The following is a 16,823-nucleotide window of genomic DNA, read 5'->3' as shown; positions in this document are numbered from 1 at the left end:
CGATCAGGCGGTCATCAATACGCCGCGATACATCGGGTCTTCCATGGCCCGACCCGTGCCCAGCGCCACGCACGACAGCGGATCTTCCGCCACCGACACCGGCAGACCGGTCTCGTCGCGGATATGTTCGTCGAGGCTGCGGATCAGCGCGCCGCCACCGGTAAGCACTATACCCTGATCGACGATGTCCGCCGCGAGTTCGGGCGCGGTGTTCTCAAGCGCGATGCGCACGCCTTCGACGATGGCGCCAATCGGTTCGGACAGCGCCTCGGCGATGTGCGCCTGGTTGATCTGGATTTCCTTGGGCACACCGTTCACGAGATCGCGGCCCTTGAGCACGATGGTTTCGCCCACGCCATCCTTGGGCACGATGGCGACGCCGTAGTCCTTCTTGATCCGCTCCGCCGTGGCATCGCCGATCAGCAGGTTGTGGTGTCGGCGCACGTAGGAGACGATGGCTTCGTCCATCTTGTCGCCGCCGGTGCGGACCGAGGTGGTGTAAGCAAGACCGCGCAGCGACAGCACTGCGACCTCGGTGGTGCCGCCGCCGATATCGACGACCATCGAGCCGACCGGCTCGGTCACCGGCATGTCGGCGCCAATCGCGGCGGCCATCGGTTCGAGAATGAGGAACACTTCCGAAGCGCCGGCATTGCTGGCGGCATCGCGAATCGCGCGGCGCTCAACCGAGGTCGAGCCCGAGGGCACGCAGATCACGATTTCCGGGTAGCGCAGCAGGGTGCGCTTGCCGTGGACCTTGCGGATGAAGTGCTTGATCATCTCTTCCGCGATTTCGATGTCGGCGATGACACCGTCGCGCAGCGGGCGAATGGCCTCGATCGAATCCGGGGTCTTGCCCATCATCATCTTGGCGTCTTCGCCGACGGCCTTCACGCGTTTTACGCCATTGAGCGTCTCAATCGCCACCACCGAAGGCTCGTTAAGAACGATCCCGCGATCCTGAACGTAGACCAGCGTATTGGCCGTGCCGAGATCGATGGCCATGTTCTGCGAACCGAATTTGAACATTTTCGAGAGGAACGAACTCATCAAGCTATCCATGCGATAAGTGGCAGGCGGCCCAGACTCACGGGAGCAGTCAGCCGACCGGGTGGTGGAAGACGCGCTCCTTAGCGCGGCTCGGCGGCAAAGGCCAAAAATTTTGTAGAGAACATCGTAGTTTTGCCCCGTCTCGGCTCGAATTGCCTCGCTCGAGGCGTTAGACGTGCCTGGACATGTCGAAAATACGTCGTCTCCCTGAGCATCTCGTGAATCGGATCGCCGCCGGTGAGGTGGTCGAACGCCCGGCTTCCGCGCTCAAGGAGCTGGTCGAAAACGCCATCGACGCCGGGGCCACGCGGGTGCTCGTCGCCATCGAGGACGGCGGGCTCGGACGGATCGAGGTGACCGACGACGGCTGCGGCATGAGCCCGGAGGAAATGGCGCTGGCGCTCGAACGGCATGCGACCTCCAAGCTGCCCGACGAGGCTATCGAACAGGTCGCCACGCTGGGCTTCCGGGGCGAGGCCTTGCCCTCCATCGCCAGCGTTGCGCGGTTGACGCTGGAAAGCCGACCGCACGGGAGCGAGCAGGGCTGGCGCCGCGTGGTCGACCATGGCGCGGTGGTCGCGGACGAGCCCGCTGCGCTCCCGCCGGGCACGCGGGTGCGGATGGAGGAGCTGTTCGGCAAGGTTCCGGCGCGGCGCAAGTTCCTGCGCACCGCGCGCAGCGAATATGCCGCCTGCAACGAGGTCGTACGTCGCCTCGCCATGGCCCGCCCCGACATCGCCTTCACCTTCGAGCACGGCGGACGGCGCATTTTCTCGGTGCAGGGCGGGGAGGGGACCGAAGCGCGCGTTGCCCAGATCGTCGCGCGCGAGCTGAAGGAAAACGGCGTCGCCATAGAGTTCGAGCGCGATGAGCTGCGCCTGTCGGGCATCGCGGGGCTGCCGACCTACAACCGCGGCGTGGCCGACCACCAGTATCTGTTCGTCAATGGCCGCCCGGTAAAGGACCGGCTGCTGACCGGGGCCGTGCGCGGAGCCTATGCCGATATGCTCGCGCGCGACCGGCATGCGGTGCTGGCGCTGTTTCTCGATCTGCCCCCGGAAGAGGTCGACGTGAACGTCCATCCGGCCAAGACCGAGGTTCGTTTTCGCGATTCCGCCGGTATTCGCGGCTTCATCGTTTCGGGGCTGAGGCAGGCGCTGGCAACGGGCGACCGGCGCAGCGCTCAGGCACCCGATGCCGCAGCGATGGGCCGCTGGCAGGCGGAGCCGACCACGCCCGCTCCAGCGCTGCGCTCGCTGTTCACCGGGCGCGACTTGACCGCGCCGTCGTCTTCGTTCTCTGCGCCGTCCTCTGTGGCCGAAAGCCCCGCGATGTTCAGCACGCCTGCCGCCGTGCTCGATGCACCGCAGGGCCGCGCCGAACCTGCCGAGCCCATCGCCGAGGAAGAGGCCGACTATCCGCTCGGGATTGCGCGCGGACAGGTTGCGGGCACCTATATCGTGGCCGAATCGGCGGAGGGGCTGATCCTCGTCGACCAGCACGCCGCGCACGAGCGGATCGTGCTCGAACGGTTGCGCGCGGCAGGGGTGGGCGACAAGGTTGCCGCCAGTCAGGCGCTCCTGATGCCCGAAGTGGTCGAACTCGACGAAGCCGCCTGCGACCGGATCGAGGACTGCGCCGAGGATCTTGCGCAACTCGGCCTTGCGGTCGAGCGGTTTGGCCCCGCGGCCATGCTGGTGCGCGCGATGCCTGCCTCGTTGAAGAAGGCGAACCCGGCGAAGCTCCTCGCCGACATTGCCGACGACATTGCCGCCAATGGCGGCGCGCTGCTTCTTGGTGAACGGATCGAGCATGTGCTGGCAACCATGGCCTGCCACGGTTCGGTAAGGGCAGGGCGGGTATTGAGCGTTGCCGAGATGAACGCCCTGCTGCGAGAAATGGAAACGACCCCACGTTCAGGCCAATGCAACCACGGGCGTCCCACCTGGGTCCGCCTGTCGCTGGCCGACGTCGAAAAACTGTTCGGGAGACACTGATGCGCGGGGCACTTCTTATTTCGCTGGGTCTTGCCCTTGCATCCTGCGGGCAGGACCCCGACCCGGCCGAACAGGCCGCCGAGGACAAGAAGATCGTCGAGATGGTGCGCGCCGCCAACGATGCGCCGCCACCGATCGAGGAGGTGATCCCGCAGGCCATCCTCTATCCCGATATCGAGAAGGCCGACCTTTACGGGGCCTCCTGCGCCTATGCGCCGGGCACCAGCATGGGCGCGCGCGTGATCGCACGCGAGGCCGACGCCTATATGAAGATCGACGGCGACATGGTGCGCTTTGCCGCCGATCCGGGCGCACGCGAACTCGCGGGCCGGACCCGCTCGCTCTATAACGGCAGGCGCTTCTCCCTGCGTCTCCAGATCGATGGCGAAGGCCAGGAAGACCCCAATGCCAGCGAGAGCACGATCTATCAGGGCACGATCTGGCTGCGCGACCGGTGGGATCGCAACGTCTACACCGGCAGCGGAACGGTGAGCTGCGGGGTCTGACAGATCAGGCCCGGAAAGCGGGCACCTTGCGGTCCAGATCCAGCTCGGGGATGATCCGGTAGCGCGCCAGCACCAGACTGAAGAGCCCGAACAACAGCAGCCCAAGCGCGGTGATCGTGAACACCGCACCATCGTCGGCCAGACTCGCTACCGCGTCGCCCAGGGTCTTCACCTCGCCGGTGCCGGCCGCGAGGAAGCCTACTTTTACGAGCGACCAGCCAATCACCCCATAGACCACCGCCCGCGCCCCATAACCAAGGCCGCCGAGCCAGCGCGTGGCCGAGGGCGCGCCGGCGCCGATGCGGTGCATGAACGCTCCCGATATCGCCTTTTTCAGCTGAAACAGCGCGGTCACGCCGAAAGCGATGCCCAGCAGGCCAAGCAGGCTTGGCCCGAAGGTCAGGCTCATCAGGCCTGCCGCAGCGTCCCGCGCACCGCCGCCGCCGGAGTTCGGCCCGGTGGCGAATTTGTACGCCGTCCACGCCAGCGCGAAATGGCCGATGGCGCTGCCCGCGTGCCCAATGCGCTTGGCCCAGCCCTTGGCGTCGCTGCCGTTGTTCTCGATATCGAAAAAGGTCGAGGCGAGGCGGAACAGCGCATAGGCGCACAGTCCCAGCACCATCACCCACAGCACGAACTGCCCCAGCGCAAAGTTCTCGACTGCGGCAAATATGCCTTCGGTGCCGCGTTTCATCTGGCTGGCGCTGGTGAGCGCGATCAGGCCGAGTACCGCATAAAGGATGGCGCGGCTGACATAGCCGAGGCGCACCAGCCATTCGAATTTCTCGGACTTGTCGACCATGCATATTCCCCCAAAAGAGCTTGGGGATCATACGCTTGGCGAATGGAAAGGTGCCTCAGCGCAGCCGTTTTACATAGAGCTGGCCGTTCTCGCGCTTTTCGAGCTTGAAGCGGTCGCTCTTGGCGCGGACCAGATCGGCCAGCTTCTTGTAGCCGTGGTTGCGCACGTCGAAGCTGGAGCGGTTGCCGGCGATCTGGCCAACCTCCTGCAAGCGTGCAAATCCGTTTTCGTCGCGGCTGGCGGCCTTCCACGCGCTGCCGAGCAATTCGATCACGTCAGCATCGAGCGCCTCGCTTTCGCCCTCCTGCTCGGGGCGTTCGTCGTCGTCCTTGGCGGCGGTATGGATCAGTCGGTCGACATCGATGTAGCGGGTGCAGGCGGTGCGGAAGGCTTCGGGTGCCTTCTCGCTGCCGAAGCCATAGACGATCAAACCGTCCTGCCGCAGCCGCGTGACCAGCGGGGTGAAATCGCTGTCCGAACTCATGATGCCGAAGCCATCGACCTTGCCGCGATAGAGCAGGTCGATTGCATCGATTGTCATCGCCATGTCGGTGGCGTTCTTGCCCTTGGTGAGGTCGAACTGCTGCATCGGCTGAAGCCCGAAGCGATGCGTGATCTTGCTCCACTTGGAGAGCGTGGGCTTGGCCCAGTTGCCATAGGCGCGGCGGATGTTGACCTGCCCCAGCTCGGCCAGCACCGTCAGCACCGGGTCGATCCCGGCGTGGCTGGCGTTGTCGGCGTCGATCAACAGGGCGATGTTCTTGAGGGCTGCTTGTTGCATCGCGTTCAAATGGTCTCCGCCTGCCGCAAAGGCAAGTTGGTTAAGGCTCAAGCGGGCTTGAACTTGCCGTCGCTCTCGTCGAGCAGGTGCAGGATGCCCTCGTTGATCGAGAAATAGGCACCGCGCAGCGTCAGTTCGCCGGTCGGCTCCTTTTCCTGCACGCAGGGGAAGCTGCGCAGGTTGGCAAGGCTCACCTTGACCGCCTCGTGCTCCATCGCCCGTTCGGCCTCGCGGCCGCTGGTTCCGTGCTCGGCGACGATCGGATCGCGCACGGGGTCGAGCATCGAAATCCACGAAGCGACAAAGCCGCCTTCGCCGAGACGGTTGCCATGAAGCGCCTGCGTCAGCGCGGCATTGCAGCCGCCGCACATGCCATGCCCCATCACCAGCACCTCGGTTACTTTCAGAAACTGCACCGCGAATTCGAGCGCAGCGGACACACCGTGCTGGCCCGGCGTCGTCTCGAACGGAGGGACCAGCGCGGCGACGTTGCGCACCACGAAGATCTCGCCCGGCGAGACGTCGAAGATCTGAGTCGGATCGACCCGGCTGTCGGAGCAGGCGATAATCATCACCTTCGGCTCTTGCCCTTCGCGCAGTGCCTCCCAGCGTTCACGGCTTTCGACATAGCCGTTCTTGCGGAAGCGGGTGTAGCCATCGAGAAGGGCGGCAAAATCGGGCGTCAGCTTGGTCATGAGGCGATCCTGTGCCCCAGCGGCATTGCCTATGGCAAGAGGCTTGCTTAAGTGGGGGCGTGATGAACGATCTCTCCGCCGCACCGAACCCCGAAAGACGACGCAAGCCCGACTGGATTCGCGTCAAGGCTCCCGTCTCCAAGGGATACAATGAAACGCGCAAACTGATGCGCGATCTGGGCCTCAACACCGTGTGCGAGGAGGCCGCCTGCCCGAACATCGGCGAGTGCTGGACCAAGAAGCACGCCACGGTGATGATTCTCGGCGACGTCTGCACCCGCGCCTGCGCGTTCTGCAACGTGAAAACGGGCATGCCGCGGATGGTCGACCCGCTCGAACCCGAGCATGTCGCCACGGCCGCCGCCGAAATGGGGCTGGAGCATATCGTCATCACCAGCGTCGACCGCGACGACCTGCCCGATGGCGGGGCAGGGCAGTTCGTAAAGGTGATCGAGGCGCTGCGCCGCGAGACGCCGAACACCACTATCGAGATTCTCACCCCCGACTTCCGCGGCAAAATGCGCGCGAGCGTCGAGGCGATCTGCGCCGCCGGGCCGGATGTCTACAATCACAACCTTGAAACCGTGCCGCGGCTCTATCCCACGATCCGGCCCGGTGCGCGCTACTATGCCTCGCTGCGGCTGCTCGAAGAGGTGAAGCGGCACGATCCGATGATCTTCACCAAGTCGGGCATCATGCTCGGGCTGGGCGAGCAGCGGCTCGAAGTGCATCAGGTGATGGACGACATGCGCTCGGCCGAGGTCGATTTTCTCACCATGGGGCAGTACCTCCAGCCGACGCCGAAGCACACCCCGGTGATCGAGTTCGTCGAGCCCAAGACGTTCAACGCCTATGGCTCGATCGCGCGGGCGAAGGGCTTCCTGCAGGTCGCTTCCAGCCCGCTGACGCGGTCGAGCTATCACGCGGGTGAAGACTTTGCCGAAATGCGCGCCGCGCGCGAGGCGAAGCTGGCAAAGCAGGCCCAAAAGAACGCCTGATGCCTGCCATCCGTGAGACCCGTGCGCTGCCCTACAGCGCCGAACAGATGTTCGACCTCGTGGCCGACGTCGGCAACTACAGCAAGTTCCTGCCCTGGGTCGTGGCCACGCGCGTGCGCGACCGCACTGAGGAGGGCATGACCGCCGATATGCTGGTGGGGTTCAAGGCGCTGCGCGAGAAATTCACCTCGCGCGTCTTGCTCGACCGGCCGAACCGGATCGAGGTGCACTATGTCGATGGGCCGATGCGCGACCTCGACAACTGCTGGCTGTTCCACGACCGAGGCGAAGCCGGTTGCGAGATCGACTTCAGCGTCGACTTTGCATTCAAGAATCGCATGTTCGAAGCGCTGGCGGGCCAGTATGTCGACCGCGCCTTCCGCAAGATGGTGGCGGCATTCGAGACGCGCGCCGCCGAGCTTTACGGCAGCAACAGCTCCAGCGCGCACAGCGTCGCCTGAAAGCGCACTCCGGCGCGGGTGTGTTCGTCGAACAGCCGCTCTTCGGCGGTGGGCTGCTCCTCGCCGCGCACCATCCGGGCGAAGACCACGGTGCCGACGGGCTTGGTGGCGGTGCCACCATCCGGCCCGGCAATGCCGCTGATCGCGACCGATACGTCCGCCGCCTCGCTGCGTTCAAGCGCGCCCTGCGCCATGGCATAGACGCAGGCCACCGACACCGCGCCAAAGGCGTCGATGATGTCCTGGGACACGCCAAGATCGCCCATCTTCGCAGTGTTGGAATAGGTGACATAGCCGCGTTCCAGCACGGCGGAGGAGCCCGGCACCTCGGTCAGCGCGGCCGCGACGAGGCCGCCCGTGCAGCTTTCCGCCAGCACGACCTTGCGACCGATAGCGGCGTTCTCGGCGATAACCCGCTCGGCCAGATCGGCGATTTGCTTGGGAAGGACGGAATCGGGCATGATCAGTTCACCGTGCATATCTTGGGTTTGTCGACCCCGACCAGACTAAGAACAACGGCGGAGATTCGCCCCAGTTCCTCGGGTTCGAGCGGAGAGAAAGCCTCCGCCGCACGCTCGATGCGGCGGCAATCGGCCACAGCCACTTGTGTCGCCACCTTCTGTGCGATCATCTCGTCAAACAGCGGGCGCACGAATTCCGGAGGCAGTTGATCGAGTTGAATGGGGGCCTGCTGCTTAAGCTCGCCGCTGCCGACCATGAGGTTGAGCCCGCTCAGCGCGCGTGGCCAGTTGGCATCGGATGCCGCGGCATAGCGCTGTGCCAGCCGCGCGCCACTGGTGGCAAGAAAGCCATTGGGAGCAAGGTTTGCGCCGCAGCGGCTCTGCACCCCGCGCAGGGCAGACGGGACCGCATAGATCACCATCGCGCTGACTTCTGCCTCGCTGATGCAATCGCGCGGCGCTTGAGCAAGGGCAGGCTGGGAAGCAAGCGCCAGGGCGGCAGCGGCCAGCGCAGAGGTCTTTGCGAGAGTCATGACAAGGATCCTTTCACAGCCGGACCAGGGTGGCAATTGCCTGCGCGGCAATGCCTTCGCCGCGACCGGCAAAGCCCAGTCTTTCGGTGGTGGTCGCTTTCACGGCAATGAACTCGGTGCCGACATTCAGCAGCTCGGCCAGCCGCGCGCGCATGGCCTCGCGGTGCGGACCGATCTTGGGCGCTTCGCAGATGATCGTGACATCGACATTACCGATGGCATAGCCGCGCTCGTTCGCGAGCTTTGTCGCATGGACGAGGAACCGGTCGGAAGAAGCGCCCTTCCACTGCGGGTCGGACGGCGGGAAGTGCTGGCCGATATCGCCCGCCGCCACGGCCCCGAGGATCGCATCGACCAGTGCGTGGATGGCAACGTCGGCGTCCGAATGGCCCGCAAGGCCCTTGTCGTGCGCGATCCGCACCCCGCACAGCCACAGCTCCTCACCCGCCGCGAGACGGTGAACGTCATAGCCCATCCCGGTGCGGACCGGGGGCAGGGCGCTTGCTTGCTGGTCCACGAAATCCTCCTTGAAGGTGAGCTTGGCGAGCCGTTCGTCGCCATCGACCAGCGCTACCGTACCGCCATGGGCGCGCAGCACCTGCGCATCGTCGCCAGCCTCGGGCGCGCCTTGCCATGCGCGGTGGGCGGCGAGGATATCGGCATAGCGGAATGCCTGCGGGGTCTGCACCCGGCGCAATTGCTCGCGCTTTGCGTCCGCCTCCATCAGGCCTTCGCGCGCGATCACCATCGAATCGACCACCGGCAGCACCGGTATAGCGCCGGGATGCCCGGCCAGAGCCGCAACAAGCCGCGCGATAACGTCAGGTGGGCAGTCGGGGCGGGCGGCATCGTGGATCAGGACCGTGTGCGGATCATGCGCGGCGAGAGCCTCCAGCCCGCGCGCGACGCTCTCCTGCCGCGTGGCACCGCCGGTGACGAGCACAATGTCTGCAATCCCGCCCAACATCTTGGAAACCAGAGCGTCCGCACCCTCGGGAATCGCCACGGCAATCGGCGAGACTCCGGCAGCGCCCAGCGCCTCGACCGCGTGCCGCAACACAGGCTTGCCGCGCCACAGCGCAAACTGCTTGGGCAGCGGCTGACCTGCGCGCAGGCCCTTGCCGGCGGCGACGATCACCGCAGCGCATCCGGCGGGCAGGGCAGGGGCGTGAGACTGGGTCATAACAAACCCGCGCGGGCTAGCGACTTGCCGCGTCCCTCGCAATCCACTATGCGCCTGCCCATATTTTAGGCACACCTTTTTCCTATGAGCACATTGCCCCCTCCACCGGCCTTGAAGCCGATCATGGTCGGCCCGGTCGAGGTCGGCTGTCCGGTCGTGCTCGCGCCGATGACCGGCGTGACCGACCTGCCGTTCCGCCGCATCGTGCGCCGCTATGGCTCGGGGCTCAACGTCACCGAGATGATCGCCAGCGAGGCCGCCATCCGCGAAACGCGCCAGTCGGTGCAGAAGGCGGCCTGGCACGCGACCGAAGAGCCGGTCTCGATGCAGCTCGTGGGCTGCGATCCCGCCAGCATGGCCGAAGCGGCCAAACTGCAAGAGGGCAACGGCGCGGCGATCATCGACATCAACTTCGGCTGCCCGGTGCGCAAGGTCGTGGGCCAATTTGCCGGTAGCGCGCTGATGCGCGAGGTTCCGCTCGCCATCAAGCTGATGGAAGCCACGGTGAAGGCGGTGAAGGTGCCCGTCACCGTCAAGATGCGCATGGGCTGGGACCACGCCAGCCTCAACGCGCCCGAGCTGGCGCGCATCGCGCAGGATCTGGGCGTGCAGCTGATCACCGTGCACGGTCGCACGCGCAACCAGATGTACAAGGGCAGCGCAGACTGGGCCTTTATCCGCAAGGTGAAGGACGCGGTGACCATCCCCGTCATCGCCAACGGCGATATCTGCACCATCAACGATGCCGCCAAGGCGCTCGACCAGTCGGGTGCGGACGGCATCATGATCGGGCGCGGCGCCTATGGCAGGCCCTGGCTGCTCGGTCAGGTAATGCACTGGTGGCAGACCGGCGAAAAGCGCGAGACGCCCGGTTTCGACGAGCAATATCGCCTCGTGGTCGAGCACTATATCATGATGCTCGATCACTATGGCGAGGATGTCGGCGTGAAGATCGCGCGCAAGCATCTGGGCTGGTACACCAAGGGAATGCACGGCTCGGCCGAGTTCCGCAACAGGGTCAACTTCGTCGACGACCCGCGCCAGGTGCTGGCCGATCTCGCCGACTTCTACGACCCATTCGTGCACCGAAGGGCCGCGTGAGCGAGAGCTTCGCTCCCCAGTCCGGCACGCGCCCCGACGCGCGCGACCAGATCGCGGGGGTCAGCTTCGCGATGCTGCTGGTCGGCCCCGATCTCACCATTGCCGAGGCGAACCCCGCCGCCGAGAGCATGATCGGGATCAGCGCCCGGAGGCTGATGGGCCGGAGCCTGCTCGAGATCGTGAACGTCGAGCAGCAGCATCTCGTCGACAAGCTGCGCAAGGGCGAGACTCAGCTGATCGTGCGCGGGCTTGAGCTGAAGCTCGGCGAAAATCGCTTACGCACAAATCTCACGGTATCGCCGATGCCGGTCCATCCCGGCTGGCGCGTGGTCACCCTGTCCGAAAAGGGGCAGGGCGAGCTGCTCGACGACGAGGAACGCCGCGCGAATTTGCGCGGCCCTGCCGTGCTCGCGCACGAGATCAAGAATCCGCTCGCCGCCATTCGCGGGGCGGCGCAATTGCTCGGGCGCAAGGCGAAGGAGGGCGAACTGGCCTGGACCCGCCTGATCGCCGACGAGGTCGACCGCATCGCCGCATTGATCGACCGGATGCAGCGGCTGGGCCGCGAGCGGGCAGAACCCATCGGGCCGGTGAATCTCCACACCGCGATCCACCGCGCCTACGAGACGGTGCAGATCGCGACCGACCTTTCCGTCACCTGGCGCGAGGAGTTCGACCCCTCGCTGCCGCCGGTGATGGCCAACGAGGGGGCGCTGGTGCAGGTGCTGGTCAACCTCATGGCCAATGCCCGCGATGCCTGCGCCTCTGCCACCGAGCCACAAATCGTTATTCGCACCCGCTTTGTCAGCGGGCTGGTGATGAATGTCATGCGGCTGGGGCGTTCGGTGAAACTGCCGATCGAGATCACCGTCAGCGATAACGGGCCGGGCGTCGACGCCAGCCTGCGCGACCATATTTTCGAGCCGTTCGTCTCCAGCAAGCCCAATGGGCAGGGCCTTGGCCTCGCGCTGGTGCAGAAGCTGGTGCGCGACATGGATGGCCGCATCACCCACGAACGCGATGAAGCGGGAGGATGGACGCACTTCCGTATCCACCTCCCCATGGCCAAACCGGAGAAGACTGCATGAACCGCAAGGCCCTGTTGGTCGAAGACGACAACGCCATCGCCACCGTCATCCGCAGCGCGCTGGAGGACGAGGGCTTCGCCGTCGATTCGTGCGACTCCATCGCCGAGCGCGACCGGCTGCTCGCTGGCGATGGCTATGGCGTGATGCTCACCGACGTGATGCTGACCGACGGCGACGGCATCGCCACGCTCGGCGCGGTGCGCGAGGCCTATCCCGATATGCCGGTGATCATTCTCTCGGCCCAGAACACCCTCGACACCGCCGTGCGCGCGACCAGCGGCGGGGCCTTTGAGTACTTCCCCAAGCCGTTCGACCTCGATGAGCTGGTCAGAGCGGCATGCCAGGCGGTGGCAAACCGCAAAAGCAGCGATGCCCAGAGCGAAGAGCCGGGCGATGGCCTGCCGCTGATTGGCCGCAGCACCGCGATGCAGGAGGTCTATCGCCTGATCTCGCGTTTGCTGGGGAACGATCTGTCGGTGCTGGTGCTCGGCGAAAGCGGCACCGGCAAGGAACTTGTGGCCGAGGCTATCCACCAGCTTGGCAAACGCAAGAGCGGGCCGTTCGTCGCGCTCAACGCAGCGGCTATCCCGCGCGAGTTGATCGAAAGCGAGCTGTTCGGCCACGAGAAGGGCGCCTTCACTGGCGCGACCGCGCGCAGCGTCGGCAAGTTCGAGCAGGCCCACGGCGGTACGCTGTTTCTCGACGAGATCGGCGACATGCCCGCCGAGGCGCAGACCCGCTTGCTGCGTGCGCTGCAATCGGGGCGCATCCGGCGCGTGGGCGGGAGCGAGGAAATCGCGGTCGACGTGCGCATCGTCGCTGCCACCAATCGCGACCTTGCTCCGATGATCGCCTCGGGCATGTTCCGCGAAGACCTGTTCTATCGCCTCAACGTGGTGCCGATCCGCCTGCCGCCGCTGCGCGACCGTCAGGACGATATCGAGCCCTTGGCGCGGCACTTCCTCGCCCGCGCGGCTGACGATGGCCTGCCTCGGCGCGGCCTGTCGCGCGAAGCGGCTGCGCTGCTGGCTCGCCAGCCCTGGCGCGGTAACGTGCGCGAGTTGCAGAACTTCGTCTATCGCGCCGCGCTGCTCGCCCGGCAGGACGAGATCGATGCCGCCACCATCAAGGAACTGCTGGTCGATGATGGCGACATGGGCAGTGCCGAGCAGCCCGCCGATTTCGCCGCCACGGTCGAACGCTGGCTGACGCAGCAGCAGTTCGGCGAGGGGGTGCTCTATCACGAGGCGCTTGCGCAGTTCGAGAGGCCGCTGATGCGCCACGCGCTGCGCCGCACCGGAGGCAACCAACTCAAGGCCGCGCAACTGCTTGGAATCAACCGCAACACCTTGCGCAAGCGGCTGGGTGAGCTGGACATCGACCCCGAGCACTATACGCAAGGCTAGCTGCGCTGCACAAAATAACGCTTGCTCATCGGCAACAGCAGTGTTGTATGATTGCCACGTGAACTCTGCCAGCCCCTCCGCCCAAGAGACAGTCGTCGGTCGGCATTCGCCCCGCTGGTGGCGGCGCACGCAATTGGCCGCACGGCGGATGAATCTGTTTCTGTGGCTCGAAGTGCTGGCCGCCATCTCATTGGTGGCGATGCTGGGCGCGGCATGGTTCTACCTCACGGGCCGCTCCGACCCTGACGAGCTGGTGCCTTCGGTCGAGGCCGCCATGCTGCTGGTGGGTACGCTCATCCCCGCGCTGACGCTGATCGTGCTGTGGGGGCGCCGCATCGCGATCCGCCGCGCCGGCGGCACCACCGCGCGGTTGCACGTGAACATGGTGTTCTTCTTCTCGCTGGTGGCCGCGATCCCGACCCTGATCGTGGCGGTCTTCGCGAGCCTGCTGTTCCAGTCGGGCGTCGAGTTCTGGTTTTCCAGCGATTCTCGCGGGATCATGGAGAACGCCAACAAGGTCGCGCAGGGGTTCTACAACGAGAACCAGCTCGATGTCGGCAACAACACCACGGCGATGGCGGTCGACCTCAGGTATTTCCTTGAGGAGAACTCCGTCACCAGCCCCGAGTTCGAGGAGTTCTTCGGGCTTCAGGTCTACTATCGCGAGCTGAACGAGAGTGCGATCCTGCAACTCGCGCCCGATGGCACCCTGCGCACGGCGGCCATCGTCGACCCGCAGGACGATCCAGACCGTATTCGCGTCACCCCGGAAACCATCAAGCGGCTGCAAAGCGGCGAGCCGGTCGTCATCAATGCCACGCCCGAGCGGGTGGAGGCGGTGAGCACGCTCGATGCCGACCTTGGCGTCTATCTTTATGCCGCACGCAATTCCGACCCCGATGTGATGGCGCTTTACACCCGGGCCGAGAACGTCGTCAGCGACTATGACGCGCTGATCTCGCGGATGCGGTCGTTGCAGTTGCGCTACAATCTTGCCCTGTTCGCGATGTCGCTCATCCTGGTGGGCATTGCCGTGTGGGCCGCTTTGCGCTTTGCCGACCGGCAGGTGAAGCCGCTCGCCAAGCTGGCCACCGCCGCGCGCGAGATCGGCGCTGGCAACTATGCGATCCGCGTCGATGGGCGCACCGGGCCGGATGAAATCGGCCTGCTCAACCGCGCGTTTAACCGCATGAGCCAGCAGATCGAGCGCCAGACCGATGCCCTGATCGGGGCCAACCACCAGCTCGACGAGCGGCGCACTTTTATCGAAGCCGTGCTGCAATCGATCACCGCCGGGATCGTCTCGGTCGATCCTGAGGGCAAGGTGATGCTGATGAACCAGTCGGCACAGGAGCTGCTGGTGAGCGGGGAAGGGGAGCCGCCCATCGGGGCCGCACTGGGCGATGTTGCCCCCCAGTTCGCCGAGCTGGCGGAAAGCGGCAAGGACAGCGGCATCCTCCAGATCAGCCGCGGCGACGAGTTGCTGACGCTGGCGGTCAAGATGACCCGCTCGGCAGGCGGGCGCGTGATTACTTTCGAGGACATCACCCGCCAGCTGCTCGATCAGCGACAGGCGGCATGGTCGGATGTGGCGCGGCGTATCGCGCACGAGATCAAGAACCCGCTGACTCCGATCCAGCTTGCCACCGAACGCCTCAAGCGCCGTTATGGCCGTCAGATCATCGAGGATGTGGCGCTGTTCGACGAGCTGACTGGCACGATCATCCGGCAGGTGGGCGATCTGCGCAAGATGGTCGACGAGTTCTCCAGCTTTGCGCGGCTTCCCAAGCCGGTGTTCCGCCCGGAAGACCCGCTCGACCTCGCGCGGCAGGCTCTGTTCCTGCAGGAAGTCGGGCATCCCGAAATCAGCTACGGCTTCACGGCCAGCGGCGATATCCCGCACATTGCCTGCGACCGGCACCAGTTCGGGCAGGCCATGACCAATGTGCTGAAGAACGCGTCCGAAGCAATCGATGCGCGCCGCCGCGATGCGCCGCTCGACTGGCGCGGGCGGGTGAACGTCGAGGCGAGCCTGCATGGACAAACCTTGCAGATCGACGTCAGCGACAACGGCATCGGTCTGCCCAAAGGGCGCGAAAACATCATCGAGCCCTATGTGACGACGCGCGAGAAGGGCACCGGCCTTGGCCTCGCAATCGTGAAGAAGATCGTCGAGGAACACGGCGGCGATCTCAGCTTTGCCAATCTGCCCGAAGGCGGAGCCAGGGCAACCTTGCGTTTCGCGGTCGACCCGGCCGCCCCCGACCGCAGCCGCGACAACGAGGCGGCGGAATGACCTTTAGCGGAGTACTCTGACATGGCCCTCGATATCCTCGTGGTCGACGACGAACGTGACATCCGTGACCTCGTGGCAGGCGTCCTCAGCGACGAAGGCTACGACAGCCGCACCGCCGGCGACAGCGTCAGCGCGCTGGCCATGATCGACGAGCGCCGCCCCAGCCTTGTGTTGCTCGACGTGTGGCTGCACGGCAGCCCGATGGACGGGCTTGAGGTGCTGGAGGCGATCAAGGCGCGCGAGCCCGATCTGCCGGTGATCGTGTTCTCCGGGCACGGCAATATCGACACCGCCGTTGCCGCGGTGAGCCGCGGGGCGATGGACTTCATCGAAAAGCCGTTCGAGGCCGAGCGGCTGCTCCACCTTGTCGCCCGCGCCACCGAGACCGAGCGCCTGCGCCGCGAAAACGCCCGGCTGCGCGAGGATCTTGCCTCGGTGGAAGAGTTCACCGGCAATTCGTCGATCATCAACCAGCTGCGCGCGACGCTGAAGCGCGTGGCGGGCACCGGAAGCCGGGTGCTGGTGAGTGGTCCGGCAGGGGCCGGCAAGGAAGTCGCCGCGCGGCTGCTCCACGCGTGGAGCCCGCGGGCCGACAAGTCATTCGTTTCTGTGAACTGCGCGCGCATCACGCCCGAGCGGTTCGAGCAGGAACTGTTCGGTGAGGAGGTCGATGGCAATCTCGTGCGGCCCGGCCTGCTCGAAATGGCGCATGGCGGCACACTGCATCTCGACGAGATCGCCGACATGCCCGAAAGCACGCAGGCCCGTATCCTGCGCGTGCTGACCGACCAGAGTTTTGTGCGCGTGGGTGGCAACCGGCAGATCGGTGTCGACGTGCGAGTGGTCTCGTCCACCGCGCGCGACCTCGAAGCCGAGATCGCCGAGAAGCGCTTCCGGGAAGACCTGTTCTATCGGCTTAACGTGGTGCCGATCACGATCCCGGCGCTCGCCGACCGGCGCGAGGATATCCCCGCGCTCGCGGACCATTTCTTCACCCGCTACGCCCGCGAGCAGGGCCTCGAACCGGGCGCGATCGAGGACGAGGCCAATGCCGCGCTGCAGGCCTACGACTGGCCCGGCAACGTGCGCCAGTTGCGCAACGTGATCGAACGCACGGTGATTCTCGCGCCGCGTGAAAAGTTCTCGACAATCAGCGCCGACATGCTGCCACCCGAAATCACCGGCTCGTCCAGCGAGGGCGGGGCAGGCATTGCGGCCCTGATGGGGGTTCCCCTGCGTGAGGCGCGTGAGAGCTTCGAGCGCGAATATCTGCGGATTCAAATCCGTCGTTTCTCGGGAAATATTTCCCGCACTGCGAGTTTCATCGGTATGGAGCGCTCGGCGCTGCATCGAAAGCTTAAGCTGCTCGGCATGACCGAGCGCGATGGCACTGGAAACGGGGCAGACTAAAGACAAAGTTTGTTGCAAGCGCGCTTTGAATGCTGCATCTGCTAACAGAAGTTAC

16 protein-coding genes are annotated in these 16,823 nt (G+C 65.4%); 9 read left to right on the top strand and 7 right to left on the bottom strand.

What is annotated here, in order from left to right:
• Window positions 1-3: 3 nt before the first annotated feature.
• Window positions 4-1,050 carry a rod shape-determining protein gene (locus D2V17_RS18915; protein WP_119594701.1) on the bottom strand — a complete coding sequence of 349 codons (1,047 nt, stop codon included), beginning with the start codon at window positions 1,048-1,050 and terminating at the stop codon, window positions 4-6.
• A 185-nt stretch (window positions 1,051-1,235) separates the two neighbouring features.
• Between D2V17_RS18915 and mutL the strand changes: the two genes are divergently transcribed.
• Both mutL and D2V17_RS18905 read left to right on the top strand, forming a co-directional pair.
• Window positions 1,236-3,047, top strand: coding sequence for a DNA mismatch repair endonuclease MutL (gene mutL, locus D2V17_RS18910; protein WP_119594700.1), 1,812 nt, complete (start codon window positions 1,236-1,238; stop codon window positions 3,045-3,047).
• Window positions 3,047-3,553 carry a hypothetical protein gene (locus D2V17_RS18905; protein ID WP_119594699.1) on the top strand — a complete coding sequence of 169 codons (507 nt, stop codon included), beginning with the start codon at window positions 3,047-3,049 and terminating at the stop codon, window positions 3,551-3,553. The genes mutL and D2V17_RS18905 overlap by 1 nt, the downstream gene beginning before the upstream one ends.
• 4 nt (window positions 3,554-3,557) lie before the next feature.
• On the opposite strand, the gene D2V17_RS18900 is transcribed toward D2V17_RS18905, so the two are convergent.
• From D2V17_RS18900 to D2V17_RS18890, 3 genes are read right to left on the bottom strand one after another with little or no spacing between them, the layout of a single operon-like run.
• The gene (locus D2V17_RS18900; RefSeq protein ID WP_119594698.1) at window positions 3,558-4,355 is read right to left on the bottom strand and encodes a DUF1206 domain-containing protein; all 798 of its coding nucleotides are present in this window, start codon (window positions 4,353-4,355) and stop codon (window positions 3,558-3,560) included.
• A 55-nt stretch (window positions 4,356-4,410) separates the two neighbouring features.
• Window positions 4,411-5,136: an NYN domain-containing protein gene (locus D2V17_RS18895; protein ID WP_119594697.1), complete on the bottom strand. Its 726-nt coding sequence runs from the start codon at window positions 5,134-5,136 to the stop codon at window positions 4,411-4,413.
• A 47-nt stretch (window positions 5,137-5,183) separates the two neighbouring features.
• The gene (locus D2V17_RS18890; RefSeq protein ID WP_119594696.1) at window positions 5,184-5,831 is read right to left on the bottom strand and encodes a carbonic anhydrase; all 648 of its coding nucleotides are present in this window, start codon (window positions 5,829-5,831) and stop codon (window positions 5,184-5,186) included.
• Window positions 5,832-5,893: 62 nt separating this feature from the next.
• Here D2V17_RS18890 and lipA point away from each other — a divergent pair, with 62 nt between their 5' ends.
• Both lipA and D2V17_RS18880 read left to right on the top strand, forming a co-directional pair.
• Window positions 5,894-6,829 (top strand): lipoyl synthase, encoded by a 936-nt coding sequence (gene lipA, locus D2V17_RS18885; RefSeq protein WP_119594695.1) that lies wholly within the window; start codon window positions 5,894-5,896, stop codon window positions 6,827-6,829.
• On the top strand, window positions 6,829-7,290 hold the full coding sequence (locus D2V17_RS18880) for a type II toxin-antitoxin system RatA family toxin (protein WP_119594694.1): 462 nt from the start codon (window positions 6,829-6,831) through the stop codon (window positions 7,288-7,290). The genes lipA and D2V17_RS18880 overlap by 1 nt, the downstream gene beginning before the upstream one ends.
• Here the strand turns inward: D2V17_RS18880 and D2V17_RS18875 are convergent.
• Genes D2V17_RS18875 through D2V17_RS18865 form a run of 3 tightly spaced genes read right to left on the bottom strand, consistent with a single transcriptional unit; the run spans window position 7,251 to window position 9,467 of the window.
• Window positions 7,251-7,751: a CinA family protein gene (locus D2V17_RS18875; protein ID WP_119594693.1), complete on the bottom strand. Its 501-nt coding sequence runs from the start codon at window positions 7,749-7,751 to the stop codon at window positions 7,251-7,253. The genes D2V17_RS18880 and D2V17_RS18875 overlap by 40 nt on opposite strands.
• 2 nt (window positions 7,752-7,753) lie before the next feature.
• The gene (locus D2V17_RS18870; protein WP_119594692.1) at window positions 7,754-8,284 is read right to left on the bottom strand and encodes a hypothetical protein; all 531 of its coding nucleotides are present in this window, start codon (window positions 8,282-8,284) and stop codon (window positions 7,754-7,756) included.
• Between the two features lie 13 nt (window positions 8,285-8,297).
• Complete coding sequence (locus D2V17_RS18865) at window positions 8,298-9,467, bottom strand: bifunctional 2-C-methyl-D-erythritol 4-phosphate cytidylyltransferase/2-C-methyl-D-erythritol 2,4-cyclodiphosphate synthase (RefSeq protein WP_119594691.1); 1,170 nt, start codon at window positions 9,465-9,467, stop codon at window positions 8,298-8,300.
• An 84-nt stretch (window positions 9,468-9,551) separates the two neighbouring features.
• Between D2V17_RS18865 and dusB the strand changes: the two genes are divergently transcribed.
• The 5 genes from dusB to ntrX all read left to right on the top strand — a co-directional run bounded on the left by dusB (window position 9,552) and on the right by ntrX (window position 16,768).
• Window positions 9,552-10,568 carry a tRNA dihydrouridine synthase DusB gene (gene dusB / locus D2V17_RS18860; RefSeq protein ID WP_119594690.1) on the top strand — a complete coding sequence of 339 codons (1,017 nt, stop codon included), beginning with the start codon at window positions 9,552-9,554 and terminating at the stop codon, window positions 10,566-10,568.
• Window positions 10,565-11,656 (top strand): two-component system sensor histidine kinase NtrB, encoded by a 1,092-nt coding sequence (locus D2V17_RS18855; RefSeq protein WP_245978820.1) that lies wholly within the window; start codon window positions 10,565-10,567, stop codon window positions 11,654-11,656. Before dusB ends, D2V17_RS18855 begins: the two co-directional genes overlap by 4 nt.
• Entirely contained in the window at window positions 11,653-13,062 is a 1,410-nt protein-coding gene (locus D2V17_RS18850; protein WP_119594689.1) for a sigma 54-interacting transcriptional regulator, read from the top strand. Before D2V17_RS18855 ends, D2V17_RS18850 begins: the two co-directional genes overlap by 4 nt.
• 148 nt (window positions 13,063-13,210) lie before the next feature.
• The gene (locus D2V17_RS18845) at window positions 13,211-15,358 is read left to right on the top strand and encodes a sensor histidine kinase (RefSeq protein WP_119594688.1); all 2,148 of its coding nucleotides are present in this window, start codon (window positions 13,211-13,213) and stop codon (window positions 15,356-15,358) included.
• 21 nt (window positions 15,359-15,379) lie between these two features.
• Window positions 15,380-16,768: a nitrogen assimilation response regulator NtrX gene (gene ntrX, locus D2V17_RS18840; RefSeq protein ID WP_119594687.1), complete on the top strand. Its 1,389-nt coding sequence runs from the start codon at window positions 15,380-15,382 to the stop codon at window positions 16,766-16,768.
• Window positions 16,769-16,823: the final 55 nt, after the last annotated feature.

The sequence above is a fragment of the Aurantiacibacter xanthus genome, assembly GCF_003584015.1.
Lineage (GTDB): Bacteria > Pseudomonadota > Alphaproteobacteria > Sphingomonadales > Sphingomonadaceae > Alteraurantiacibacter > Alteraurantiacibacter xanthus.
The sequence above is the reverse complement of the archived record's forward strand: the minus strand, read 5'-3'. Positions and strand labels throughout refer to the sequence as shown.